This window comes from Xanthomonas cissicola (assembly GCF_008801575.1).
Lineage (GTDB): Bacteria > Pseudomonadota > Gammaproteobacteria > Xanthomonadales > Xanthomonadaceae > Xanthomonas > Xanthomonas cissicola.
This window is the reverse complement of the sequence record NZ_VZPL01000036.1, coordinates 12,796-37,791: the sequence shown is the minus strand read 5'-3', so window position 1 is coordinate 37,791 and position 24,996 is coordinate 12,796. Positions and strand designations below refer to the sequence as shown.

At 65.2% G+C, this 24,996-nt stretch carries 25 protein-coding genes and 1 other RNA gene; 9 read left to right on the top strand and 17 right to left on the bottom strand.

Annotation, left to right across the window (positions count from 1 at the left end; translation table 11 throughout):
- Positions 1-262 precede the first annotated feature (262 nt).
- From F7R02_RS15285 to F7R02_RS15255, 6 genes are all read left to right on the top strand, one after another.
- Entirely contained in the window at positions 263-1,324 is a 1,062-nt protein-coding gene (locus tag F7R02_RS15285) for a pectate lyase family protein (RefSeq protein ID WP_078590112.1), read from the top strand.
- A 409-nt stretch (positions 1,325-1,733) separates the two neighbouring features.
- Positions 1,734-3,122, top strand: a complete 1,389-nt coding sequence (locus F7R02_RS15275; RefSeq protein WP_078590114.1) for an amino acid permease — start codon at positions 1,734-1,736, stop codon at positions 3,120-3,122.
- A gap of 591 nt (positions 3,123-3,713) precedes the next feature.
- Complete coding sequence (locus tag F7R02_RS15270; RefSeq protein WP_078590115.1) at positions 3,714-4,943, top strand: dipeptidase; 1,230 nt, start codon at positions 3,714-3,716, stop codon at positions 4,941-4,943.
- A 341-nt stretch (positions 4,944-5,284) separates the two neighbouring features.
- On the top strand, positions 5,285-6,685 hold the full coding sequence (locus F7R02_RS15265; protein ID WP_078590116.1) for a cytochrome ubiquinol oxidase subunit I: 1,401 nt from the start codon (positions 5,285-5,287) through the stop codon (positions 6,683-6,685).
- Positions 6,685-7,677, top strand: a complete 993-nt coding sequence (gene cydB, locus F7R02_RS15260; RefSeq protein WP_078590117.1) for a cytochrome d ubiquinol oxidase subunit II — start codon at positions 6,685-6,687, stop codon at positions 7,675-7,677. The genes F7R02_RS15265 and cydB overlap by 1 nt, the downstream gene beginning before the upstream one ends.
- A 61-nt stretch (positions 7,678-7,738) precedes the next feature.
- Positions 7,739-7,813: non-coding RNA, sX9 sRNA (locus F7R02_RS15255), on the top strand.
- A 67-nt stretch (positions 7,814-7,880) separates the two neighbouring features.
- Here the strand turns inward: F7R02_RS15255 and F7R02_RS15250 are convergent.
- The 15 genes from F7R02_RS15250 to F7R02_RS15175 all read right to left on the bottom strand — a co-directional run bounded on the left by F7R02_RS15250 (position 7,881) and on the right by F7R02_RS15175 (position 21,142).
- Positions 7,881-8,618, bottom strand: coding sequence for a carboxylesterase family protein (locus tag F7R02_RS15250; RefSeq protein ID WP_235857395.1), 738 nt, complete (start codon positions 8,616-8,618; stop codon positions 7,881-7,883).
- Positions 8,619-8,818: 200 nt separating this feature from the next.
- On the bottom strand, positions 8,819-10,180 hold the full coding sequence (gene mgtE / locus F7R02_RS15245) for a magnesium transporter (RefSeq protein WP_003487859.1): 1,362 nt from the start codon (positions 10,178-10,180) through the stop codon (positions 8,819-8,821).
- Between the two features lie 412 nt (positions 10,181-10,592).
- Positions 10,593-12,323, bottom strand: a complete 1,731-nt coding sequence (gene ptsP / locus F7R02_RS15235) for a phosphoenolpyruvate--protein phosphotransferase (protein ID WP_078590118.1) — start codon at positions 12,321-12,323, stop codon at positions 10,593-10,595.
- 58 nt (positions 12,324-12,381) lie between these two features.
- The gene (locus F7R02_RS15230) at positions 12,382-12,651 is read right to left on the bottom strand and encodes an HPr family phosphocarrier protein (protein WP_078590119.1); all 270 of its coding nucleotides are present in this window, start codon (positions 12,649-12,651) and stop codon (positions 12,382-12,384) included.
- Positions 12,644-13,036, bottom strand: coding sequence for a PTS sugar transporter subunit IIA (locus tag F7R02_RS15225; protein WP_003487850.1), 393 nt, complete (start codon positions 13,034-13,036; stop codon positions 12,644-12,646). Before F7R02_RS15225 ends, F7R02_RS15230 begins: the two co-directional genes overlap by 8 nt.
- 497 nt (positions 13,037-13,533) lie before the next feature.
- Positions 13,534-14,406: an RNase adapter RapZ gene (gene rapZ / locus F7R02_RS15220; protein ID WP_003487848.1), complete on the bottom strand. Its 873-nt coding sequence runs from the start codon at positions 14,404-14,406 to the stop codon at positions 13,534-13,536.
- Entirely contained in the window at positions 14,403-15,353 is a 951-nt protein-coding gene (hprK, locus tag F7R02_RS15215; RefSeq protein WP_078590120.1) for an HPr(Ser) kinase/phosphatase, read from the bottom strand. The genes rapZ and hprK overlap by 4 nt, the downstream gene beginning before the upstream one ends.
- Positions 15,350-15,808 (bottom strand): PTS sugar transporter subunit IIA, encoded by a 459-nt coding sequence (locus F7R02_RS15210; protein ID WP_003487843.1) that lies wholly within the window; start codon positions 15,806-15,808, stop codon positions 15,350-15,352. The genes hprK and F7R02_RS15210 overlap by 4 nt, the downstream gene beginning before the upstream one ends.
- 21 nt (positions 15,809-15,829) lie before the next feature.
- A complete protein-coding gene (gene hpf / locus F7R02_RS15205) occupies positions 15,830-16,147 on the bottom strand; it encodes a ribosome hibernation-promoting factor, HPF/YfiA family (RefSeq protein ID WP_005913379.1) in 318 nt (105 codons plus the stop codon).
- Positions 16,148-16,234: 87 nt separating this feature from the next.
- Complete coding sequence (locus F7R02_RS15200) at positions 16,235-17,674, bottom strand: RNA polymerase factor sigma-54 (RefSeq protein WP_011051949.1); 1,440 nt, start codon at positions 17,672-17,674, stop codon at positions 16,235-16,237.
- A gap of 40 nt (positions 17,675-17,714) precedes the next feature.
- Positions 17,715-18,434: an LPS export ABC transporter ATP-binding protein gene (gene lptB / locus F7R02_RS15195; RefSeq protein WP_078590121.1), complete on the bottom strand. Its 720-nt coding sequence runs from the start codon at positions 18,432-18,434 to the stop codon at positions 17,715-17,717.
- The gene (gene lptA, locus F7R02_RS15190; protein WP_011051948.1) at positions 18,434-18,994 is read right to left on the bottom strand and encodes a lipopolysaccharide transport periplasmic protein LptA; all 561 of its coding nucleotides are present in this window, start codon (positions 18,992-18,994) and stop codon (positions 18,434-18,436) included. Before lptA ends, lptB begins: the two co-directional genes overlap by 1 nt.
- The gene (gene lptC / locus F7R02_RS15185) at positions 18,972-19,547 is read right to left on the bottom strand and encodes an LPS export ABC transporter periplasmic protein LptC (RefSeq protein ID WP_078590122.1); all 576 of its coding nucleotides are present in this window, start codon (positions 19,545-19,547) and stop codon (positions 18,972-18,974) included. Before lptC ends, lptA begins: the two co-directional genes overlap by 23 nt.
- Positions 19,544-20,092 (bottom strand): KdsC family phosphatase, encoded by a 549-nt coding sequence (locus F7R02_RS15180; protein WP_005913372.1) that lies wholly within the window; start codon positions 20,090-20,092, stop codon positions 19,544-19,546. Before F7R02_RS15180 ends, lptC begins: the two co-directional genes overlap by 4 nt.
- Positions 20,093-20,140: 48 nt before the next feature.
- A complete protein-coding gene (locus tag F7R02_RS15175; protein ID WP_078590123.1) occupies positions 20,141-21,142 on the bottom strand; it encodes a KpsF/GutQ family sugar-phosphate isomerase in 1,002 nt (333 codons plus the stop codon).
- 53 nt (positions 21,143-21,195) lie between these two features.
- Here F7R02_RS15175 and F7R02_RS15170 point away from each other — a divergent pair, with 53 nt between their 5' ends.
- From F7R02_RS15170 to F7R02_RS15160, 3 genes are all read left to right on the top strand, one after another.
- Entirely contained in the window at positions 21,196-21,423 is a 228-nt protein-coding gene (locus F7R02_RS15170; protein WP_005913369.1) for a BolA family protein, read from the top strand.
- Positions 21,424-21,666: 243 nt separating this feature from the next.
- The gene (gene murA / locus F7R02_RS15165; RefSeq protein ID WP_078590124.1) at positions 21,667-22,941 is read left to right on the top strand and encodes a UDP-N-acetylglucosamine 1-carboxyvinyltransferase; all 1,275 of its coding nucleotides are present in this window, start codon (positions 21,667-21,669) and stop codon (positions 22,939-22,941) included.
- Complete coding sequence (locus tag F7R02_RS15160) at positions 22,938-23,261, top strand: hypothetical protein (RefSeq protein ID WP_078590125.1); 324 nt, start codon at positions 22,938-22,940, stop codon at positions 23,259-23,261. The genes murA and F7R02_RS15160 overlap by 4 nt, the downstream gene beginning before the upstream one ends.
- A gap of 213 nt (positions 23,262-23,474) precedes the next feature.
- On the opposite strand, the gene F7R02_RS15155 is transcribed toward F7R02_RS15160, so the two are convergent.
- Positions 23,475-24,158 (bottom strand): DUF3108 domain-containing protein, encoded by a 684-nt coding sequence (locus F7R02_RS15155; protein ID WP_078590126.1) that lies wholly within the window; start codon positions 24,156-24,158, stop codon positions 23,475-23,477.
- A gap of 3 nt (positions 24,159-24,161) precedes the next feature.
- Entirely contained in the window at positions 24,162-24,989 is an 828-nt protein-coding gene (locus tag F7R02_RS15150) for a DUF3108 domain-containing protein (protein WP_015472439.1), read from the bottom strand.
- Between the last annotated feature and the right edge of the window lie 7 nt (positions 24,990-24,996).

Below are 24,996 nucleotides of genomic sequence, written 5' to 3'. Positions count from 1 at the left end.
GCAGGTACACGACACCTACATGCGTCGCCCAAGACAGGGCTAGTCGCACCGCAATGGCGTGTCCTGTCCTGGCTGTCCTTTGCTGTCCCTTTTGCATGTCTCGGAAAGAGAACGCCGCGGCGTGTCTAAATTTCGAAGATGAATAATTGTTTTATGTTTTAAATCGCGCGAAAAATGCAGCCCCCCACGCACCGCATTGCTGTTGTCGTCGCCACTGCGCAGACGGCCTGCATTGCTTGTCGACTTCTTTGGGAGAGGCTACATGATCATCAAGACGCTCCAGGGCGCACTCGCACTTGAACTGTCCGCTTGCGTCGCGGGCGCGATTGCCGGCCCGGTCGGCTACGGTGCCGCCACCACCGGCGGCGGCAACAAGACAGCGGTCAACGTGGCGACGTTCGAAGCGGTGCAGGCCGCCATCGACAACTATTCCGGTAGCGGCGGGCTGGTGCTCAACTACACCGGCCAGTTCGACTTCGGCACCATCAAGGACGTGTGCGCGCAATGGAAGTTGCCGGCCAAGACAGTGCAAATCAAGAACAAGAGCGATATCACGATCAAGGGCGCCAATGGCTCGTCGGCGAACTTCGGAGTGCGTGTGGTGGGCGATGCGCACAACGTGATCGTCCAGAACATGACCATCGGTTTGCTGCAAGGCGGTGAAGATGCCGATTCGATTTCGCTGGAAGGCAACTCCAGCGGCGAGCCGTCCAAGATCTGGATCGACCACAACACCATCTTCGCCTCGCTCACCAAGTGTTCCGGTGCGGGCGATGCCTCCTTCGATGGCGGCATCGATATGAAGAAGGGCGTGCACCATGTCACCGTGTTCTACAACCATGTCTACAACTATCAAAAGGTCGCGCTCAATGGCTACAGCGACAGCGACACCAAGAACTCGGCTGCACGCACCACGTATCACCATAACCGCTTCGAGAACGTGGAATCGCGATTGCCATTGCAGCGGCGCGGCTTGAGCCACGTCTACAACAACTACTTCAACAATGTGTTCACCTCAGGCATCAACGTGCGCATGGGTGGGGTGGCGAAGATCGAGTCGAACTACTTCGAGAACATCAAGAACCCGGTGACCTCGCGCGACAGCAGCGAGATCGGCTACTGGGACCTGATCAACAACTACGTTGGCAGCGGCATCACCTGGAGCACGCCGGACGGCAGCAAACCCTACGCCAATGCCACCAACTGGGTGAGCTCCAAGGTGTTCCCGGAGTCGCTGGGCTACATCTACACCGTGACACCGGCGGCACAGGTCAAGGCCAAGGTGATCGCCACGGCGGGTGCGGGCAAGAACCTGGCGGAGTGACTGGGCGCGCGCGGAGTCGCGAATGAGCGGTAGCGAGCACTGGTCAGATGGACGTGGAGGGCGCGCAGGAAGCGCGGAGCTCTGGTCTACAGGACGATCCGACGGGTGGCCGTCCATCTGAGGCTTGCACAGATGATTGCCCGTTGCTCTTGGCCGCATCAAAGCACATCTCCGGATTGTTCGGGGATGTGCCTTGCCCGTTTCTTGAAGACGAAAGGTCATGCGCGCGCTGCACGGGCCGACAGGCGGCAGCGTGCGCCAGCGGGTTGCTGGGCGTTGTCTGCTGCAAAGCCGAGCGCAAGGGTGCGATCGGGCGACATCGCCACTCCTTCCCCGGGCTGGCGTCAAGAGGCGCGGCAGGCGCTGCGACGCGGTATCGTGTCGCGATTCCATCCATGCAAGCCCATCCATGCCGCTTCCGACCGATTCCGTTGCTGAGACCGCTGCGCCCGCCACGCCTGCATTGCGCCATGCGCTGAAGCCGCGGCAATTGATGATGATGGGCCTGGGCACGGCGATCGGCGCCGGGTTGTTCCTGGGTTCCGGCGTGGGCATTCACGCGGCCGGGCCGGCGGTGCTGATCTCGTATCTGATCGCCGGGGCGTTGGTCATCATTGTGATCAACGCGCTGGGCGAAATGGCCGCCGCCAAGCCGGCCAGCGGGGCATTCTCGGTGTATGCCGCCGATGCGATGGGCCCGACGGCCGGCGCTACCGTGGGCTGGCTGTGGTGGTTTCAGATAGTGGTGGTGATTGCGGCAGAAGCGGTAGGCGCAGCCGGGCTGCTGGCCACGGTCTGGCCGGCGTTGCCGGTGCCGTTGCTCTCGTTGCTGTTCATGGCCACGTTCACTGCGATCAATCTGCTCGGCGTGCGCAACTTTGGCGAGTTCGAGTTCTGGTTCGCCATCCTGAAAGTGCTGGCGATCGTGGTGTTCCTGCTGATCGGCGTGGCGTTGCTGGCGGGCTGGTTGCCTGGGGTGGCGTCGCCCGGGCTGTCCAATTTCACCCAGAACGGCGGCTTTGCGCCGAAGGGCCTGGCCGGTATCGGCTCGGCGTTGCTGGTGGTGGTGTTCGCCTTCGGCGGCACCGAAATCGTAGCGGTGGCCGCAGCGGAAACCGCCGACCCGGGACGCAGCCTGGCGCGCACCATCCGCACCGTGGCCTGGCGCATCTTGGTGTTCTACATCGGGTCGATCAGCGTGATCGTGGCGGTGGTGCCGTGGACCAGCGCCGCGCTCAGCTCGCCGTTTGCGGCCGTGCTGGAGGTGGCTCGCATTCCCGGTGCCGCCACGGCGATCACCCTGGTGGCGGTGGTCGCACTGCTGTCGGCGCTCAACGCCAATCTGTACGGCGCTTCGCGGATGATCTTCTCGCTGGCCCAGCGCGGCGAAGCGCCGCGGTTGCTGGCCAGGACCAGCGGCGAGCAGGTGCCGCTGGTGGCGGTGATCGCCAGCGTGTTGTTCGGCTTCGCCGCCGCAGCGTTGGAGTTGTTGTATCCGAACAAGGTGTTGCCAATGCTGCTCAACATCGTCGGCGCCACCTGCCTGCTGGTGTGGACGATCTCGCTGGTGTCGCAACTGATCTTGCGCGCCCGCGCGGACCGTGCCGGCCTTGCGCTGCCGTTCCGCATGCGCGGCTATCCGTTTCTGACCGTGCTGGCGCTGGTCATCCTGGCCGTGATCTTCGTGTTGTTGGCCTCTTCGGCCGATACGCGCGCGCAATTCCTCTCGATGGTCGCGCTGACCGCAGTCATCGCGGCGGTCAGCGAAATCGCGCGACGCGTGCGCGCGCGGATGTGAGCGATGGTGGGCGTGGTTGGGTGCTGATGCGTTGTGTGCGATGACGGATTTGTAAGCTATAAGCAGCGGGCAGCCGCTCATGTGCGTGGGCAACGGGGAATTGCCCTCGCCGTTGCTGGCAACGTTGATGTGTTCCGGTTTTGGCCTGGCCACGGATCACGGCGTCAGCGGAGTGCGGCCGCAATCGCGCACGCGCGCTAACCCACTTGTCCAGGAGCCGCTGCGGGCGTACACCCAGGCCGTGGCCGATCAGCAGGCTCCTCGTCGCGTGCGGCGCCGCCGGCATGCGCGGCCGCATCGTCGCCAAAAGCGTCCAGGCCTCGTCCCGCCCTGGTTAGACGACGACGGGTCCAATAATGAAAAACCGCCGCACCGATAGATTGCGCAGCGAAACGAGAATTGCGTCAGCAGTCCTGCGTTTTCCTCTCGGCCTTTGCATTCGTCTCGGGAATCTGATGGTCCAGTTCGGTTATTCTCACCTGAACGCACAGGCTCGACCCATCAAGGCGCTCGAAGAATATCGGCCGGATAGTCAATGCGGGAACGCGCGTTATGGGTCACTTCTTCAGACGTCATTGCCGGGGTTCGCCCATGCATGCAGTTTCATCCGACAACCTGGCTGATTTGCCTTCGCCGCTCACGCTGGAAGCAGTGCATGCGTTGGCGTGTCCGGTCGATACGCATCTGGATTCGCTGTATCTGTCGCGCCTAGGCGGCTTCGATTTCTGGAAGGGCGATTGGAAAGCGCATCGGCGTTCTCCGATCCTCTGGTTGATGTCCAAGACCTCACCGAGAGGCCGCAATCAACCGCTGATGTACCACGTGAGCGGCCCGGACTTTCTCGCCGGCGGCTATGGCGGTGCCTGTTTCAGTGCCCACGCACTTTGGGAAAACCTCGTCGGCGCGCCTTTTCTCGACCCCTGGAAACACTGGGTGGAGCATCGGCGCTATGTCCAGGAGATGGTGGCGGCGAGCGGCGGGCGAATGCGGCTGGCACGCAGCGCCGCCGAGCTACGCGCGATTCGCGCAGCGGGTCTGTGCTGCGCCATCCTGTCGTTGGAAGGTGCGCACATACTTGGACCACGCGGGCGCCGCAGCCAGGCGCTGCGGCTAGCGCGTCTGGAAAGTGCAGCCAGGGCCGGCGCCGCCTATCTGACGCTCAACCATTTCAGCCATACCGACATCTCCCAGGCCGGCTATGCATCGCTCAATCCGTGGCGCGAACGTCAGGGCGCGGGGCTGACGGAGTTTGGCCGGCAGGTGGTGGAGCGCTGCATCGATATCGGGCTTCTGGTGGATCTTTCGCATACCTCAAGCCAGGGGATACGTGACGCCTGCGGCATCTGCCTCCGTCGCAACGTGCCGGCCTTCGTTTCGCATGGCGCATCGCGCAGCGTCACGCGCGGTGTGGAAACGCGGCCGTCGCGTCACTTGGACCGGGCGCTCGACGACGCGGCGATCCGTGCCATCGTGCAGACCGGTGGCTGCATCAGCGTCATCCTGGCGCCGTACTTCTTGCAGCACTCCTATCTGGCCGATGGCACGCCGGACATGGATACCGATCTTGCCTTCGTCGTCGGCTATTACGAAGCGTTCGCCCGACAGATTGCTGCCATGGGGATCGTGGAAGATCCATGGAAACACTTGAGTTTCGGCAGCGATTTCGATGGCGGCATTTCCAGCCTGCCGACCGGGATGAGCAGCGGTGCGGATCTGCCCAAGCTCACGCAGGCGATGCTGGATGCCGGCTGGCCGACGCAACGCATCGTCGATGTGTATAGCGGCAACTTTCTGCGGATCTGGGAGCGGGTGCGGCCATAGCGTTCCGCCGACTTGGTTGGAAGGCATGGCATGGCGGGTCCTGCGTCGTCTGTCGACGTGCACTGATTGGCGCCCGGTACTCCGCAGCGACAGCGGTCGCACCATTGGGTCGCCTCTGGCGCACGGCGCACTGCCCAGCGGAGGCAGGTGGTCCGACGCACCGCAGGACAAGGGCGGCAATTTGTCGCGGATGCGACGCCGTGTCGCATCGGGAACGGGCGCGACCGTCCCTATCATGATCGCCTAGCGCAGCAGCGTGCGCGCGATCGCCCGATGCAGTGCATCCCGGTGATCGACCTGCGAGCTGCACGTCGACGATCACTTTTCCTGGAGGGTTCTCCATGGACGCACTGCTGTTATCGCGGATCCAGTTTGGATTCGTCATCGCGTTCCACGTATTGTTTCCGGCATTCACCATCGGGCTTTCCAGTCTGCTGGCGTTTCTGGAATGGCGCTGGTTGCGCACGCGTCTGCCGGTCTGGCGCGAGCTGTATTTTTTCTGGCAGAAGATCTTTGCCGTGTCTTTTGGCATGGGCGTGGTCAGCGGCATCGTGATGGCCTTCCAGTTCGGGGCCAACTGGCCGGAATTGAGCCGCGTGGCCGGTGGCGTGATCGGGCCACTGCTGAGCTATGAAGTGCTCACCGCGTTCTTTCTGGAAGCCAGTTTCCTGGGCGTGATGATGTTCGGCTGGGGGCGTATTTCCGAGCGCCTGCATTTCCTGTCCACCTGCATGGTGGCGCTGGGCACGCTGTTTTCCACGTTCTGGATTCTTTCGTCCAATAGCTGGTTGCAGACCCCGGCCGGCTTTGATGTCATCGGCGGCATCGTGCATCCGGTCGACTGGTTGAAGATCATCTTCAATCCCTCGTTCCCGTACCGGCTTGCGCACATGGCGCTTGGCTCATTCATCACCACCTGCTTCGTGGTGGGTGCAGTGGGCGCGTGGTATCTGCATCGTGGCGTGCATCGCCAAGCCGGGCTGTGCATGCTGAAGCTGGCCGTGGTGTTTGCCGCGATCGCCGTACCGCTGCAGATCGTTGTCGGCGACATGCACGGCTTGAACACGCTCAAGCATCAGCCGATGAAGATCGCCGCGATGGAAGCGCACTGGCATGACGAAAAACCGGGCGAGGGGTTCCCGCTGGTGGTGTTTGCGGTGCCCAACGCACAGGCCGAGCGTAACGACTATGAGGTGGCGATTCCGCGCCTGGGCAGCCTGATTCTGACCCACCGCCCGGATGGCAGCGTCGCACCGCTGACATCGGTGCCGGCAAGCGAGCGCCCGCCGGTGACGCCGGTGTTCTTCGCCTTCCGCATCATGGTAGGGATCGGCTCATTGATGCTGCTGGTGGCCTGGGTGTCTGCGTTCGCGTTGTGGCGCGGCAAGTTAGTGCACTGGCGCTGGTTGCTGGCGGTTTGGCGCTGGATGTTGCCGAGCGGCTTCATCGCGCTGATTTCCGGCTGGTTCGTCAACGAAATCGGCCGGCAGCCCTATGCGGTCTACGGCTTGTTGCGCACCGCCGATGCGGTGGGCCCGCAGTCTGCGCTGATGACGGCCATCTCGCTGGCGGTGTATGTAGCCGGCTACGCGTTCGTGTTCGGCTGGGGCATCTGGTACCTGGTCAAGATCGGCAAGCAAGGGCCCACCCCACATGCCGACGCGTCGCATCTGGACCATGGCGAACACACGCCCGCACGGCCGCTGTCGGCAGCCGACGAATCGATCGACGGAGCCGCATGATGGAGATGACGAGCGTCTTGCCGGTGGCGTGGTTTGCGGTGATCGGCTTCGGGGTGCTGATGTACGTCGTGCTGGACGGCTTCGTGCTCGGCATCGGCATCCTGGCGCCGTTCCGCAAGGACGAAGCGCAGCTGGATCTGATGATGAACACCGCCGCGCCGATCTGGGACGGCAACGAAACCTGGCTGGTGCTCGGCGGGGCAGGGCTGCTGGCCGCATTTCCCAAGGCGTATGCGGTGATCTTGTCGGCGCTGTATCTGCCGGTGCTGTTGATGGTGATGGCCTTGGTGTTCCGCGGCGTGGCCTTCGAATTCCGTTTCAAGGCGCATCGCTCGCGGCGCTTGTGGAGTAATGCGTTTGCCGCCGGTTCGATCCTGGCCACTTTCGCGCAGGGCGTGATCCTGGGCGCCCTGGTGCAGGGTCTGCCGATCGAGAACGACCGTTATGTCGGCGGCATCTGGGGCTGGTTCAGCCCGTTCGCGATGTTGACGGGCGCCGCCTTGGTGTTCGGCTATGCGCTGCTCGGCAGTACCTGGCTGATTCTCAAGACAGAAGGCCATGTGCAGCAGTTGGCGCGGCAGTTGAGTCGACCGTTGACCATCAGTGTGTTGATCTTCATCGGCCTGGTCAGCGCCTGGTTGCCTTCGCTGCAGTCGCATGTGATGGAGCGCTGGTTCAGTGGCACTCACTATCTGTGGCTGATGCCGATGCCGCTGCTGGTTGCCATCGTGGCGGTTGCGCTGTGGCGTGCGAGCGAGGCCGCACGCTCGGATGCGCTGCCATTCCTGCTGGCGATGGGCCTGGTGCTGGGCATGTGGCCGTATCTGGTGCCGCCGGTCTACACCCTTTGGCAGGCTGCCGCACCGCCGTCTTCGCAGCTGTTCGCGATGGTGGGGCTGGTCATGTTGCTGCCCCTGATCCTGGGCTACACGGTATGGTCGTACCGCGTATTCTGCGGCAAGATCACCGCTGACAACGGCTATCACCACTAAGAGCAGCTAACAAAACGACTGCGCAGCCGCCAGGCGGGCGCGGCTGGTGCTCGGAATCGGCATGTACCACGCGAACACTTCGGTTCCTGTGCGCCGTCCGCACCACCTGACGACTGATCGCTACGTTTTGTCAGCCGCTCTAAGGCGCATTGGCCGTGTCATGCCGGCACGCGGGCGCAGTGCCGGCGTGGCGCTGCACACCGTCAGCGCAGGCGCTGCTTGAACATCCATTCCCACATCGCCGGGTCCGCATAGGTTGCGTCCCAGGCATTGTGATTGCCCTGCGGATATTCGCTGTAACGTACATTGGCACCGACGCCCTTCGCGGCGCGGTACAGCGCGCGGTCGTCGTGCGGCGGCACCGAATCGTCCTTGGCGCCATGGAACATCCAGATCGGCACGTGCTTGAGTTGCGTCACTGCCGCGGTGTACGGGTCCGCTTCCTTCGCCACCAGGCTCACGTACAAGGTGCGGCGCTCATCGCGCGGTGCCTTGAGCGCGCCGCAGATCGGCACGATCGCCGCAAACCGCTGCGGCTGCATCAGCCCGATTTCCCAGGCGCCATAGCCACCCATCGAAATGCCGGTGAGGTAGGTGCGCTGCGGGTCGACACCGAACTCGGCGCTGGCCGCGTCCAGCGCTGCGATCGCCATGCGCGCATTGATGCCCATCCACTCCTCGTCCTCGGGCACTTGCGGCAGCACGACAAGTGCGGGGAAGTCGGCGGTGTGTTCGCTCAAGTACGGGCCCACGCCGACTTCGGCCTGGTCGCGCCCGTTATCGCCGCGCTCGCCCGAGCCATGCAGGAACAGCACGATGGGCCGCGGCTGCGGCACCTTGGACGCGGGCACGAACACTTGATAGCGGTACAGGCGCCCTTCCAGTTTCAACGTGCGGGTGACGAAGTGGCCGCGGCGTTCGTCGTGGTGGCGCTCAGCCATGCTGGAACAGCCGGCCAGCAATAGCGCAAAGGCAATGACAACAAGACAACGACGAATCACGCAGCTCTCCCGACCGATCACATGGGTGCAGTATTACCGCATGCCGGTGCGCTAGCGTGTCGATGCGCGGCGATTCCGGTCGAATATTCATCTGCTTGTCGTCATCGCATGCATGGCCGCTGGGCCCAGGCACCGCAAGGTCAGGGCAGCAGTATCAACGTGGCCAGGCCCAGGAAGCTCAAAAAGCCCATCACGTCGGTCAATGTGGTCAGGATCACGCCACCGGCCAATGCCGGATCGAAGCCCAACCGTTTCAGCGTCACCGGCACCAGCACTCCGCCGAAGGCGGCAGTGAGCATGTTCACCGTCAGCGCGGTGCCGATTACCAGCGAGAGCATCGGTTGCCGGAACCAGGCCAGCACAATCAAGCCAAGCCCGATGCCCAGGCACAGCCCGTTGATCAGCGCGACAGTGAGCTCTTTCTTGAGCAAGGTCATCACATTGGACGAGCCGATCTGGCCCAGTGCCAGACCGCGCACCATCAGTGCCAGCACCTGGGTGCCGGCATTGCCGCCCATCCCGGCAACGATCGGCATCAGCGCCGCAAGCGCCACCAGTTTTTCGATGGTGCCTTCGAACCTGCTGACCACGCTGGACGCCAGAAACGCGGTGCACAGATTGATGCTCAGCCAGATCAGGCGGCGCCGGAATGCGCGCCGTGCCGGGCTGAACATGTCTTCGTCTTCGTCCAGGCCGGCCGCGCTCATGGCCTGGTGCTCGGCCTGCTCGCGGATGATGTCGACCACGTCGTCGATGGTGATGCGGCCGAGCAGGATGTTGTTGTCGTCCACCACCGGCGCGGAGATCCAGTCGTGGTCGGAGAAGCGCCGCGCCACTTCGTCCGAACCGTCGCCGACATCGATGGCCGGTTGCTCGTCGTCGATCAGCCGGTTGACCGGCGTACTGTCTTCGTGGGTGACCAGCGCCGCCAGCGGCACACGGCCCAGGTATTGGTGGCGCCGGCTCACCACGTACAGGTGATCGGTGTGGTCGGGCAGCTCGCCGCGCAGGCGCAGATAGCGCAGCACCACGTCCACGTTGACGTCGGCGCGCACGGTGACCACGTCCGGGTTCATCAGACGCCCGGCGGTGTCTTCCGGATACGACAGCACCTGCTCGAGCCGCTCGCGGTTTTCGCGGTCCATCGACTTGAGCACTTCATCAATGACGGTGTCGGGCAGGTCTTCGACCAGGTTGGCCAGATCGTCGATGTCCAGGTCTTCGACCGCAGCCACGATCTCGTCCGGGTCCATGTCGGCCAGCAGGCTTTCGCGCACTTCGTCGCCGACGTGCAGCAGCACCTCGCCATCGTCTTCCGGATCGACCAGCCCCCACACCACTTCGCGCTTGCCGGGTGGCAGCGATTCGAGCAGGTTGCCGATTTCCGCCGGCGCCAGCGTATTGACCAACCGGCGTACCGGCCCGAGGCGTCCGCTATCCAGCGCGTCGGACAGCAGGCGTAGCTGGCGCGCGGTTTTGTCGTGGCGGACGGCTTCGGCCATGCGCGGCTTCCCGGAAGAGTGGACGCGCCATCGGTAAAGGACGCGGTGCTGGGTCAGCGAGGCATTATCGCTTGCGCATGGTGACGAAACATACAGGGTCGCTGCCGCGCGCTTGCGCAGGGCGTGCGCGGTGGACGCAGCCAAGCCGCGAGGGCTGCTGAAGGTGGATGGAGCGGTACGCGATTGACGATGCAGGCGGCATCGTCGATGCGCTTTTCGACCAAGGAAGCGATCAAAGCGGTGCGAGCGGGCGTGACCGGCGCGCAGCAATCGTACTGTCCAAGCGGTGCATGCCGATTCGCAGCACCGTCTGGGCCAGCTGCAGGGCTGCGAAATCGTGTCGAACGCCGTTTTGAAGGAAACGCAGGTCTTGAAGCATCGGCCGCGCTGCCGGGCCGGGTGCGTGCCGCAATTACCGCAGCAACCCCTGCGCATGGCCAGTCAGCCATTTTTCGATGCCCTTGCGATCGCGGGCGCGCAGCAATTTTTCGCCGTGCACGCGCAAGTCGCCCAGATGGGTGTCGCGCACCGCGCGGCGCACTTCCAGCAAGGTGGCCGGATGCAGGCTGAACTCGGTGAGCCCCAACGCCAGCAGCATCGGCACGAAGCGCGGATCGCCGGCGATTTCGCCGCACACCGCGACCTGCTTGCCGTAGGTGCGCCCGGTGGCGATGACCTGCGCGATCAGTCGGAGGACGGCGGGATGCAGGGGCGAGTACAGCTCGCCCAACGCCTCGTTGTTGCGATCCACCGCCAGCAGGTACTGCACCAGGTCGTTGGTGCCGATGGACAGGAAATCGATATCGTCGATGAAGCAGTCCAGCGCCAATGCCGCAGCCGGCACTTCGATCATCGCGCCCAGCGGAATGTGCTCGGCGATCTCATGGCCTTCCTCGCGCAGCTGCGCGGTGAGCTTCTTCAACTGCTTGCGCAACTGCAGGATTTCTTCGCGGCCGCTGACCATCGGCACCAGGATGCGCACCGGCCCGTAGCCGGACGCCCGCAGGATCGCGCGCAATTGCGCCTGCGCCACCGCCGGCCGCGCCAGCGACAGGCGCACGCCGCGCAGACCCAGCGCCGGGTTGTCCTCATCGCTGAGTGTCAGACCGGTGCGGTCGGCCTTGTCGGCGCCCAGGTCCAGGGTGCGGATGGTGACCGGGCGGCCGCTCATGCCCAGCACGGTGTCGCGGTAGGTGTGGAACTGTTCGTCTTCGTCCGGCAGCTCGTTGCGCTGCAGGAACAGGAATTCGGTGCGATACAAGCCCAGGCCGCTGGCCCCGAGCGCATGCGCGTTGGCCACGTCTTCCAGCGATTCGGCGTTGGCCAGCAGGGTGATATCGACGTTGTCGCGCGTGCGCGTGGGCTTGGAGCGTAGCCGGCCCAGCTCGCGCTGTTCCTTGGCCAGCGCGCGCAGACGCTCGCGGTAGTCGCGCAGATGTTCGGGCTTGGGGTCGACGATCACCTGGCCCGAGCCGGCATCGACGATCAACACATCACCATCTTCGATGCGCTGCAGCGCGTCGCTGACGCCTACCACCAACGGCAGGTGCAGGCTGCGCGCCAGGATCGCGCTGTGCGACAGCGTGCTGCCGGCGGTGGTGACGATGCCGACCACGCCTTGCGCCTGCAGCTGCGCCAGCTCGGAAGGTGCCACGTTGTCGCACACCAAGATCTCGCCGGCCACCCCCTTGAGGTCGGGTGCGCGCTTGTGCAGGAACGCATGGATGCGGCCGATCACGTGATCCAGATCGTCCATGCGGCTCTTGAGGTACGCATCCTCCATCCCGTCGAACACCGCCGCCAGGCGGTCGCGCTGCACACGCAAGGCATAGTCGGCGCTGTAACGGTGGGTGCGGATCAGCTCATCCAGGCCTTGCAGCAGCTCGGGGTCGTCAAGCAGCAATGCATGCAGCTCGAGAAATTCGCCGACCTCGCGCGCCAGTGCGCCGTGCAGGCGGTCGCGCAGCTGCTGCATTTCGACCCGTGCCGACGCGATGGCGGCATGCAGGCGCTGCAGCTGCGTTTCCACCTGATTGGCGGGCACGCGTTGTTCGGCCACTTCCAGGGTATGGCTCTGGCGCACGCGCGCGCGGCCAAGTGCATTGCCGCGTGCAGCGCCATGTCCGCGCAGGCGCAGGCTCATGCGCGTCCCTGGCGCGGCGGCGCCGTGTCGGTCGCAACGGCCCCGACGCCGCGCATGCTCAGCTGTCCTCGTCGAAACGACGCTCGAACAGGTCCACCAGCGCCTGCAAGGCCTCGGCTTCGTCTTCGCCGTCCAGCCGCACCACCACGCTGGTGCCCTGGCCTGCGGCCAGCAACATCACGCCCATGATGCTCTTGGCATTCACCTCGCGCCCCTTGGCCGCCAGGGTGGCGTTGCTGCGATACGACGACAGCGTCTGCACCAGCTTGGCGGTGGCCCGCGCATGCAGTCCGAGTCGGTTGGAAACTATGAGTTCGCGTTTAAGCATCGTCGATGATCGCTCCGTTGCGGGTACCGGCCGCCGCAGTGGCGGGCAGCTCCTGCAGTCCTTGTTCGGGGTAGTTCATCACGCGCAGCAGCATCGGCAGGCTCAGCGCGGATACCCGCCGAACCGGGGTGCCCAGCTTGGCCAGACGGTTGGCCAGATTGCTGGGGCTGGCGCCGTACAGGTCGGTCATGACCAGCACGCCGTCGCCGCTGTCGACCCGGCGCATCGCCGACGATGCCTGGGGCAGTAACGCGTCCAGGTCTGCATCGAACGGCACATCGAATGCTTCGGTCTTCAACGGCAACTGCCGCAATAGCCCCGTCGCCACGTTCAACAACGCTGCGCCGATGCCGGGATGAGTAATGAGGAGAATGCCACAGGCCATGCCGAAACGTTAACAGGTCAGCATGACTGCGCGATAGCGTTTGCCCGCACAGATGCGTTGCGAACTGAATAGACGTTTAGGACCGCTGCAGCGACGTGGCGGCAGCATGTGTCGCCATCGTGCGCACCGTGCGCTGCATACGTGGCGCCGATGTGTGCCTTGCAGCGTCAGCAGTGCGGCCTGCATGGCAAGCGAGCGCTGCCGTTTTCCCTGTAGCGAGCATGGGCACGTAGCCATGCGCGGCGGAATACCTCCGACGCGTTGGTCGTGCAGCGTTGCATGGCGCGTCGAACGAGAACGGCAAGCGGTGTTCGGGGCGTCGGCGATCCAGTCGCATCAGCTACAGCGTCGTCGGCCTGCACAGCGGCGCCACACGCCAGCCACCGCGCAAGCAATCCAACCTAAGAAGTAAGGCTAGCGAGCGTGTTGTTCTCAACATAGGTGCAGCTCGCTCACGTCGCAGGATGCCGCTGTAACGAATCCCGAATCCCAGCCCCTCAGTCCTGCTCGCGATGAAACGTCGCCACTTCCGGCCAGCCCTGTTCGCGCGCATGTCGGGCCATGCGTTCGGCCATGTACACCGAGCGGTGCTTGCCGCCGGTGCAACCGAAGGCGATGGTCACGTAGCTGCGGGTGTCGTTGCGCAGCCGCGGCAGCCAGGTGTCGAGCAGGTCCACGATCTGCGCGCTGTAGCGTTGCACGTCGGCCTCGTTGTCCAGATACTCGCGCACGCCGGCATCGCGGCCGGTGAGTGGGCGCAGCTCCGGATCCCAATGCGGATTGGGCAGCACGCGCGCATCGAACACGAAGTCGGCTTCGGCCGGCACGCCGCGCTTGTAGGCGAACGATTCGAACAGCAGCGACAGCCGATCATGGGAACCGAGCGCGAACTCGGTGACCACGCGGCGGCGCAATTGATGCACGTTGAGCGTGCTGGTGTCGATGACGGCATCGGCCTGCGTACGCAACGGTTCGGTCAACTGGCGCTCGCGGGTGATCGCTTCCGGCAGCGCCAGGCCGAGATGGCTGAGCGGGTGGCGGCGGCGGGTATCGGCATACCGCTTGATCAACGCCTCGTCGCTGGCTTCGAAAAACAGCAATCGCGCCTCGATGCCGTATTCCTGCGCAGCCTGGCGCCACTGCGCCAGCTGGGTCAGGTCGCTACGGCTGCGCACATCGATGCCCACCGCCAGGCGCTGGTCGCCGACCGGGTTGCCACGCAGACGGCTTTTGACGAAGTCCGGCAGCAGCTCGACCGGCAGATTGTCCGAGCAATAGTAGTCCAGGTCTTCGAAGGTCTTCAGCGCGACCGATTTGCCCGAGCCGGATAGCCCGCTCACGATCATCAGCGTGGAGGGCGCGATACTCATGGCGTGCGTCGCTCCAGCAGGTTGCTATGGCGGGCGACGAACATCGCTGCCGGGTCGATGCCTTTGGTGCGCAGGATATGCAGCCGGGTCGCCGCTTCGGTCAGCACGGCCAGATTGCGGCCGGGCATGACCGGCAGGGTGATCAGCGGGACGTCCAGGTCCAGCACATGGCGGCTGCCCGAATCGCCGGTCAGACGCTCGTAGCCGGACGGCGTCGGCTCGGTCATCGGCCGGGTCAGGTGCACGATCAGACGCAGGTACTTGTTCTTCTTCACCGCGGTGTCGCCGAACATGTCGCGTACGTTCAAGACGCCCAGGCCGCGTACTTCCAGCAAATCCTGGAGCAATTCTGGGCAGGTGCCGTCGAGCACGTCGGGCGCGATCTGGGTGAACTCGGGGGCATCGTCGGCCACCAGCCGGTGACCGCGGCTGAGCAGTTCCAGCGCCAGCTCGCTCTTGCCCGAGCCGGCTTCGCCGGTGATCAGCACGCCGATCGAGTAGATCTCCATGAACACGCCATGCAAGGTGACCCGCGGCGCCAGCGTGCGCGCCAGATGGTAGGAGAGGTGGTTGAGCAGTTCGTGGCCGCGCTTGGACGAGATCCACAGCGGCGTATTGGATTCGTCCGCCGCCGCGCGCAGATCTTCCGGGCATGACTGGTTCTTGCTGATCGCCAGCGCCAGCGGTTGCACCTGGATGATCTTTTCGATGGTTTCCCAGCGCTGCCGCGCATCCAGCGAGTCCAGCCAGGCCAGTTCCTCGGTGCCCAGGATCTGCACCTTGTTGGGATAGATCACATTGAGGTAACCGGCCAGCGACGGGCGCCGTGCGTTGTTGCTGCCGGCCTGGATCTCGCGGTGCTCGCCCTTGGGGCCGGCGACCCAGCGCAGGGCCAGCTTGTCGCGCTGCTGGTCGAATAGTTCGCGTGCGGTGATGCTGGTATTCATGCCGCGCTCGCCTGCGCGGGCGGCACGTCGGCCAGCAGCGCCATCAGGGCATCGGCGTTGGGTGCGGCGCGCAAGTTCCGACGGAAGTCGGCATCGGAGAACCGTTCGGCCAGCTCGGACAGCAGCATCAGGTGCTGGTGGGTGTAGTGCGCCGGCACGGCCATGGCGAAGACCAGATCCACCGGCTCGTCGCTGCCGAAGGGCACCGGCGTGTCCAGCCGCAGCAAGGCCCCGCGTGGCTCGGTGAGGTTGGGGCAGCGCCCATGCGGAATGGCGATGCCATGGCCAATGGCGGTACTGCCCAGGGCCTCGCGCTCGCACAGGTTGGCGTAGAGCTCGTCGGCGCCGGCCTGACGACAGGAGAGCAGATCGGCGGCGGCATGCAGGACGGTGTCGCGATCGGCGGCCGGCGACACCAGGGTGCGCACGGCCGCCATCAGATCGGTTAAAGGCATGGGGGCATCAGGCGGGAAGCGTCATGCGGGATTGTCGCGCACCTCGCGGGCGTGGTGGTTACATTTCTTCTCTTTGTGCTTGAGGACCAGGCGGTCGAGCTTGTCGACCAGCAGGTCGATGGCCGCATACATGGTGGAACCGCTGGCATCTGCGTGCAGGGTGCGACCGGGAAGGTTGACGGTGGCGACCACGTGGTGGTCTGGCTTGCGGACGGCCAGCTGCGTTCGGACTTCGCAGTGCTGGTCGAAATGGCGCTGCAGTCGCTGCAGCTTGCTTGCCACGTACTCCCGCAGGGCGGGGGTCACTTCAAGCTGGTGGCCATACGTCTCGATACGCATCGGATACCTCCATTGGTCGGTGGGCCAATGAACCGTTCCGGTGATCCGACAAACCCGGCGCAGGCCGGCGTTGCGGTGGTTGCAACGTCAGGCGATGCGCACGCGTTCGTGGGAGGCGGAAATGTTCATGGCCTCACGATACTTCGCAACGGTGCGCCGCGCCACTGGGACGCCGGATGTTTTCAGCAGATCGGCCAGCTTGGCGTCGGAGAGCGGCTTGCGCGGGTTTTCCGCATCGATCAGGCGCCGGATCATGGCCTGGATGGCAGTGCTGGAGGCCTCGCCGCCGCTGTCGGTGTCGATGCCGGAGGCGAAGAACGCGCGCAGCGCAATGGTGCCGCGCGGGGTGCGCACGTACTTGCGGGCGATTGCGCGGGAAATGGTGGACTCGTGCAGGCCGAGCTCGCCTGCGATCTCGCGCAGCGTCAACGGGCGCAAGGCCTGCGCACCGAACTCCAGGAACCCGGCCTGATGTTCCAGCAGGCAGCGCACCACCCGCAGCAGGGTTTCGCCACGCGCCTCCAGGCTCTTGAGCAGCCAGCGCGCCTCCTGCAACTGGCCGCGCAGATAGCCGGCATCGGATTCGCCGCAGCTGCGGATCAGGTTTTCATAGCCGCGGTGAATGGTGACCTTGGGCTGCGCGCGGCCGGCCAGCGCAGCCCGCCAGACCCCGCGCTGGCGCCAGATCACGCAGTCGGGAACAACGTAGGTGTCCTGCGACAGGTCGCCGATCTGTTTACCCGGGCGCGGGTCCAGCGAGCGCACCAGCTGCACCGCCTGTTCGACATCGGCAGTGGAGCGCTTGAGCTCGTGCGCCAGCCCGGCCACGCCGGCGCGCGGCAGCCGTTCCAGCGGGCCGGCAACGATCTGCAGCGCCAGCTCGCGGCCAGGCGTGTCCGCATCGAGCACCCCCAGCTGCAGCGCCAGGCATTCGCCCAGCGTGCGCGCGCCCACGCCCACCGGGTCGAAGCGCTGGATCTGATGCAGGACGGTGAGCACGTCGGCCTCGTCGACCGCTGCGCCCAGCGCGAGGGTTTCGAGAATGGCCGACAGTGGTTCGCGCAGGTAGCCGTCTTCGTCGAGGGCGTCGATCAGCATCGCGCCGATCTGGCGGTCGCGCGGCGACAGCGGCGACAGATGCAACTGCCACAAGAGGTGGTCGGCCAATGTTTCGGATTCGGCCACGCGCTCTGCGGCATCGCCGGACTCGTCGTCGTCGAAGCTGCCGCCGCTGCCCGAGCCGGTCCACTGCAGCTCGTCCTGCGACCAATCGTCGTCGCGCTCGGCAGGCGCGACTTCTTCGCGCTGGGGTTCTTCGGTGGACGCGGACGGGGCGGATTCCACCGCGATGTCGCTGGCCGCATGCGCGGCTTCGTCGGCCCATTCCAGCAGCGGGTTGGTTTCCACGGCCTCGGCGATTTCCACTTCCAGCTCGGTGGTGGACATCTGCAATAGCTTGATCGCCTGACGCAACTGCGGCGTCATGACCAACTGCTGTCCTAGCGATGTCTGGAGCCGGGCTTTCATGCGGGCACTGACTGGAAAAAACGTTGGCGCGGCGACGCGCTCAAAGGCGGAAAGTTTCCCCCAGATACACGCGACGGACGTCGGGATTGGCTAGCAACGTGTCTGGTGCCCCCTGCGCCAGTACGCCTCCCTCGGCGAGGATATACGCGCGGTCGCAGATTCCCAAGGTCTCGCGCACGTTGTGGTCGGTGATCAGCACGCCGATGCCACGCTCCTTGAGGTGGATGATGATGCGCTGGATCTCGCCGACCGAAATCGGGTCCACGCCGGCGAACGGTTCGTCCAGCAGCATCATGCGCGGCTTGGCCGCCAGCGCGCGTGCGATCTCGCAACGGCGCCGTTCGCCGCCGGAGAGGCTGGCGCCGAGCTGATCGGCCACATGGGTGATCTGCAGTTCTTCCAGCAGCGAGACCAGTTCCTTCTCACGGCCGGCGTTGTCCAGTTCCTCGCGCAGCTCCAGCACCAGGCGGATGTTGTCGGCCACGGTGAGCTTGCGGAAGATCGACGGCTCCTGCGGCAGATAGCCGACGCCCAGCTTGGCGCGTGCGTACATCGGTTCGGCATTGAGGTCGCGGCCATCCAATTCGATACGGCCGGCATCGGCTTCGACCAGACCCACGATCATGTAGAAGCAGGTGGTCTTGCCGGCGCCATTGGGGCCGAGCAGACCGACCACTTCGCCGGACTCGAGCGTGAGGCCGAACTCCTTGACCACTTCGCGTTGCTTGTACTTCTTGCGCAGACCGGTGGCGACCAGCATTACTTCTTCCCCTGCGGCTTGGCAGCGGGCTTGGCGGCCGGTGTCGCCGCAGGCGTTGCAGCGGCAGGCGCCGCATTTTTCGGCTGGATGATGGTGCGCACCCGGCTGCCATCGCCGCCGCTCTGCATGTTGCCGGTCTTGGTGTTGTAGACCATGCGCTGGCCGGCGTTGGTGCCCTTGGGCGAATCGACCTTGTAATTGCCGGTCAGGATGATGATCTCATCGGCGACCTTGTATTCGATGTTGTCGGCCTGGCCGTGCATCGTGGCGCCGTCGTCCATCTCCTGCTTGAGCGTGGCCTGCTTGCCGTTGAGCACCACGCGATCGGTCTGGCCGTTCTTCTGGAAGATGTCGGCGGTGTCGGCGTGGATTTCCAGCGTGCCCTGGGTGATCACCACATTGCCGCTGAAACGGCACTTGCCGCTGTCGTCGAGCATGTTGCAATCGTTGGCATTGGAGTCGATCGCCATCGGCTGGTTGCGATCGCTGGTCTTGGCCATTGCCAACGCAGGCAGCAGCAGTGCGGCAAACGCCAGTTTAGCGGGCAGCATTCGGTTCATAGCGGGTCTTGACCTGAGAGAGGAGCTTGTACTGGCGTGATTTGAGGTCGGCTTCGAAACCGACGCCGCTCTGCATGATACCCGGGCGGGTCATGGTCACTTGTGCGTCGGTCTTGGCGATGTTCTGTTGCGGGAACACGTCCAGGCTTTGGGTGCGGAACGTGGTTGGCGGGGTGGCGCCGCCGGTCGGGCTGTCGCCCTCGACATCGCCGCGCAGGCGCAATTGGGTGCCGTCCGGATTGACCCAGCCGGTCTTGGAGCGCAGGGTCCACGGCAGATTGGCGTTGTCGGGCATCAGGAATACCGGCGTGGTGATGTCTGCGGTCTGGTCGGCACGGTTGCGATGCATTTCCGGCGCGCGCAGCGTCATCGACTCCTTGCCGCTCTGCTTGTCCAGGGCAATCAGCTCGAAGTCGCGCAGGATGTAGTCCGCGCCGGACTCCTGCACGGCCGCGGCGGCCGGACGCGCGCGCTGCTTCCAGGCCGACCAGCCGGATATCAAGGCGGCGACGAACAGCACGACGCCCAGGGTGGTGCGCCAGTTCCAATTCATGCCGAGAACCTTTCGATGATGCGTTCGACCTGGCCTTGTGCAGCCAGCACCACATCGCAGACTTCGCGCGCGGCACCTTCGCCGCCACGGGCGCGGGTGTGCCACTGCACGCGCTCGGCGATCCATGGGTGCGCGTTGGCCGGCGCCACCGGCAAGCCGACCGCCAGCAGGGCGGGCAGGTCGGGGAGGTCATCGCCCATGAACAGCACCTGGTCCAGCGACAGGCCGTGCTCCTGGCACAGCGCCAGCACTGCCAGGCGCTTGTTCTTGACCCCGATCTGCACATGCAGGCCCAGATCCTGCCCGCGCTTTTCCGCCGACAGGCTGGCGCGCGCAGTGATCAGCGCGACCTGGATGCCGGCGTGGTCGAGCTGCTTGAGACCCTGGCCGTCGAGCACATTGAACGCTTTGCTCTCGTGGCCGGCGTGGTCGTAATACAGGCGGCCATCGGTCAGCGTGCCGTCGACGTCGAAACAGGCCAGGCGGACGCGCGCGGCGCGCTCGATCAGCTCGGCTGGAAGGTGCTGCAAAGGGGAATAGGGCATCGGCACGAATCGGTGAGAACGGGGTCCGGCGGTTGAAAACTGAACCTGTTAAACCACCTTGGCGCGCAACAGGTCGTGAATGTTCAATGCGCCCACCGCGCGGTGCTGCGCATCCACCACGATCAGGCCGTTGATCTTGTAGTCCTCCATGAGCCGCGCGGCCTCGGCGGCCAGCTGGTCGGCGCCGATGGTGCGTGGGTTGCGCGTCATCACCTGCGCGATGCCGGCGCTGCGCACGTCGATGTCGCTGTCCAGCGCGCGGCGCAGGTCGCCGTCGGTGAACAGCCCGATCAGATGGCCGTCGGCGTCCACCACGGCAGTCATGCCCAGCCGCTTGCGGCTCATTTCCATCAACGCCTCGCTCAGGCTGGCGTCTTCGCGCACACGCGGCAGGTCCTCGCCGGCGTGCATCACATCGGTGATGTGCAGCAGCAGGCGCCGGCCCAGGCTGCCGGCCGGGTGCGAGCGCGCGAAGTCGTCGGCGGTGAAGCCGCGCGCATCCAGCAGCGCAACCGCCAGTGCATCGCCCATCGCCAGCGAGGCGGTGGTGCTGGAGGTGGGGGCCAGATGCAGCGGGCAGGCTTCGGCCGACACACTGACGTCCAGGTGCACGTCGGCGGCCTGGGCCAGGGTGGAACTGGTGCGGCCGGTCATGGCGATGATCGGGTTGCCCTGGCGCTTGAGCACCGGCAGCAGCATGCGCACTTCGTCCGATTCCCCGGAGTACGACAGCGCCAGCACGATGTCGGCCTCGGTGATCATGCCCAGGTCGCCGTGCCCGGCTTCGCCCGGGTGCACGAAGAACGCTGGAGTGCCGGTCGAGGCGAGGGTGGCGGCGATCTTGCGCGCCACATGGCCGGACTTGCCCATGCCGGTGGCGACCACCCGGCCGCGCGAGGTCAGCACCAGCCGGCAGGCTGCGGCGAACTCGCGGCCGATGCGTGCGCCCACGCTGGCCAGCGCCTCGCGCTCGATCTCCAGCACGCGCTGGCCGCTGGCGGCCAGGGTGGCGTCGCTGACGGTGGCGGAGGGCAGGTGCGAGACAGCCATGCAGGACTCGGGCGAAGAGTAGAATGTGCGCTCATTTTATGAGGAAACGCCCTTTGGACGCCGAAACCATCCGTAAACTCATCGAATCCGGCTTGCCCGAAGCCCGCGTCGACGTGCACGGCGACGACGGCGTGCACTTCGAGGCCACCGTGGTCAGCCCCGCATTTATCGGCAAAGCGCCGCTGGCGCGGCACCGCATGGTCTATGCGACCCTGGGCGAGCTGATGGGCGGGGCGATCCACGCGCTGCAGCTGAAGACGCTGACGCCCGAAGAAGGCTGAACGCAGCCGCCGAGCGGGCTGGGCCGGAGCGGTGCGCAGGGCGGGGCCGGGAATCGGGATGCACCTGCATCGCCTCGGCCGGCGTCGTCCACGCTCACGCAGTGGTTGCGTCCAGCGCGTCTCGGGCCGTACCCGGCGCGGCTCGATCCCCGGCGCCACCACGCGCCGCGTGCACCATGATCGATACGTCCCGCACTTCATTCCCCCGACATCCCTTCTACTTTCGGATTTCTTAAGATTCCCATGGCAAAAATCGTAGTGACCGGCGGCCAAGCGCTGCATGGCGAAGTCCATATTTCCGGTGCCAAGAACGCAGTGCTGCCGATCCTGTGCGCGACCCTGCTGGCCGACGCGCCAGTGGAAATCAGCAACGTGCCGCATCTGCACGACGTGATCACCACGGTGAAATTGCTCAGCGAGCTGGGCGCCGAGGTCACCATCGACGAAGGCACGCTGGCCAAGGGCCGCTCGATCCTGGTCGACCCGCGCTCGGTCACCCATCAGGTCGCGCCGTATGAGCTGGTCAAGACCATGCGTGCCTCGATCCTGGTGTTGGGCCCGCTGCTGGCGCGCTACGGCACTGCAGAAGTCTCGCTGCCCGGCGGTTGCGCGATCGGTTCGCGCCCGGTGGACCAGCACATCAAGGGCCTGCAGGCACTGGGTGCCGACATCAGCGTGGAAAACGGCTACATCAAGGCCACCAGCAATGGCCGCCTGACGGGTGCCCGCTACGTATTCGACATGGTCAGCGTCACCGGCACCGAGAACGTGCTGATGGCCGCGGTGCTCGCCGAGGGCACCACGGTGCTGGAAAATGCGGCGATGGAGCCGGAAGTCACCGACCTGGCCGACTGCCTGGTCGCACTCGGTGCGCGGATCGAAGGCGCCGGCACCCCGCGCATCGTGGTGCAAGGCGTCGAGCGGCTGGGCGGCGGGCACCATGCGGTGCTGCCGGACCGCATCGAAACCGGTACCTTCCTGGTCGCTGCGGCGATGACCGGCGGCAGCGTCACCGTGCGCCGCGCGCGCCCGGAAACGCTGGACGCAGTACTGGACAAGCTGACCGAGGCTGGCGCCACCATCACCACCACCGCCGACAGCATCACGCTGGACATGCAAGGCAAGCGCCCGCGCGCGGTCAGCCTGACCACCGCGCCGTACCCGGCGTTTCCCACCGACATGCAGGCGCAATTCATGGCGCTCAACTGCGTGGCCGATGGCGTGGGCGTGATCAACGAAACCATCTTCGAAAACCGCTTCATGCACGTCAACGAGTTGCTGCGCCTGGGCGCGGATATCCAGGTCGAAGGTCATACCGCCATCGTGCGCGGTGCCGAACGCCTGAGCGGCGCGCCGGTGATGGCGACCGACCTGCGCGCGTCGGCGTCGCTGATCCTGGCAGGCCTGGTCGCCGATGGCGACACCACCATCGATCGCATCTACCACCTGGACCGTGGCTACGAAAACATCGAGGAGAAGCTGGGGGCGCTGGGCGCGATCATCCAGCGCACCGCATGATCCTGCGCGGTCGTTTCACCACCCGGCGCAAGATCCTGCTGGGTGTGATCGTGCTGATCCTGGCATGGCTGACCTATGCCTGGAGCGTGGGCATGGCCATCACCCAGGGCGTCGAGTTCAAGGACATGGACTGGAACAACGACGGCACCGCAAGCCGCGAAGAAATCGCGCAATCGTTCTATGCAGTGGCAGTGAAGAAGACTGTCGAAGGCAAACGCCATTGCGACCTGTTTTATTGGCGCAAGAACGACCAGCAGATTCGTGTGGATTGCCGCACGGTGTTCACGACTGGCGATGACAAGGCAGCGGCCAAGCCTTAGGGTTGAGCGTGTTTCTGCGTACTGCGGAGATTGCGCTGCAGGCCGATTGAAACGAAGAGCCCGGCTCGCAGCCGGGCTCTTCGTCGCCGCCGCAGGCAGGGCGCCCGCCCGGCGAGTCGCATGCTTCGGTAGGAGCGTGCCTGCACGCGACGGGGCGTTACCGATAAAGGTCCCGTCGCGCGCGGGCACGCTCCTACCGAGATCGCCTGGCGTTTAGCGCAACGCCTTGATGGTCAGATCCAGTGCGTCCTGGCCTTTTTCCTTCTGCAGCAGGCGCGCCGGGACCGGCAGGTCCTTGACCACCCACGCGATCAATTCCGTGTCGCCGTCCACGCGCGACACCTTGGTGGCCTGCTCCTGCTTGCCGTTGACGGTGATGGTTTCCTTGCCGACCACCTTGTAGCTCATCGGCTTGATGCGGCCTTCGTCCACCATGCGGTAGTTGAGCGGTTTGCCGGCGGCCAGATCGCGCGTGATGGCCAGGTTGATCAGCAGCGCATCCATGTCGCCCGGCTGCAGTTTGACCGGGCCGCGGCGGTCCGGCTTGATATCCCCGCCCCAGGTCGCCTGGCTGGTCTTCCAGTCGTAGTTGGCGGTGACATTACGGCGCTTGACCATCATCGACGAAGTGTCGTTGCTGCTGACCGGGCGTAGCCGGCCATTGGCTTCTTCGAACACCGTGCTCTGGGTCAGGTTGGCGAGCTGGTTCTGGATAGTCAGCGTGTACCGCCACTGATTGGCACCGGCGGCGGCCAGGGTCATGGTGCCGTTGGCTTGCATGCCCATGTAGTTGGCCGAGTAGTCGGCCTGGAATGGCTGCATGGCCAAGGCAGGCAGACTGGCCACGGCCAATGCGGCGGCGGCGATGATGGCGCTGGGACGGGGGAGGGTGTTCATCGGTCAGGCTCCTTGGTATTCGACCAGGCGTAGATCGACCTGATCCTCACCTTTGTCACGTTGGAGGATGCGCACCGGAGTGGGAACTCCGTTGGCGATCCAGAGGATGGTTTCGTTGTCGCCACCGTTGACGCGGTACACGCGCAACGCGTCGTAGCTCAGGTCGCCCACCTGCACCACCTCGGTGGCATCGGCAGCGCGGTAGTCGTATTTGCGCACCTTGCCCACGTCGACATAGCGATAGCTCAGGCTGCGCCCGGGTTGCGCGTCGCGCATCAGCGACAGGTTCAGCGACAACGCACTCTGGTCGCCATGCTGCAAGGGGATCGGCTGCTGGCGATCTTCCTTCAGATCACCGTTCCATTGCGCTGTGCCGGCCTGCCAGTTGTAGACGCCGGTGACCTTCTTGCCGAAGAACACGGCCTTGCGCACCGTGCTCTGGCTCAGCGGCACATAGGTGTCGCCATCCACGCGGAACACCGTGCTCTGCTCCAGGTTCAGGCCCAGGATGCTGGCGAAGCCCTTGCGGCCACGCACCGACATGTCGATGCGCCACTGGCTACCCTCGCCGTGGCTGACCTGCATGGTGGCATCGCCTGCTTCCTTGCCACGATAGAACGCTTGGTAGGTCGCCACGAACGGCTCCAGCGGCGGTGGCGTCCAGGTGCTGGCGGGCAGGGCAGCGGGCGGTGTCGGTGCCGCGCCTGGAGTTGTGACCGCAGCGGGCGCCGCTGATTCAGACGCGACGGGCGCCTGCTGCGCACGGCCGGGGCCGGCCTCGGTAAGCAAGGCAACAGTTAACAGCGCGGCGGCGATCGGGATGACGTTCATGCGCTGG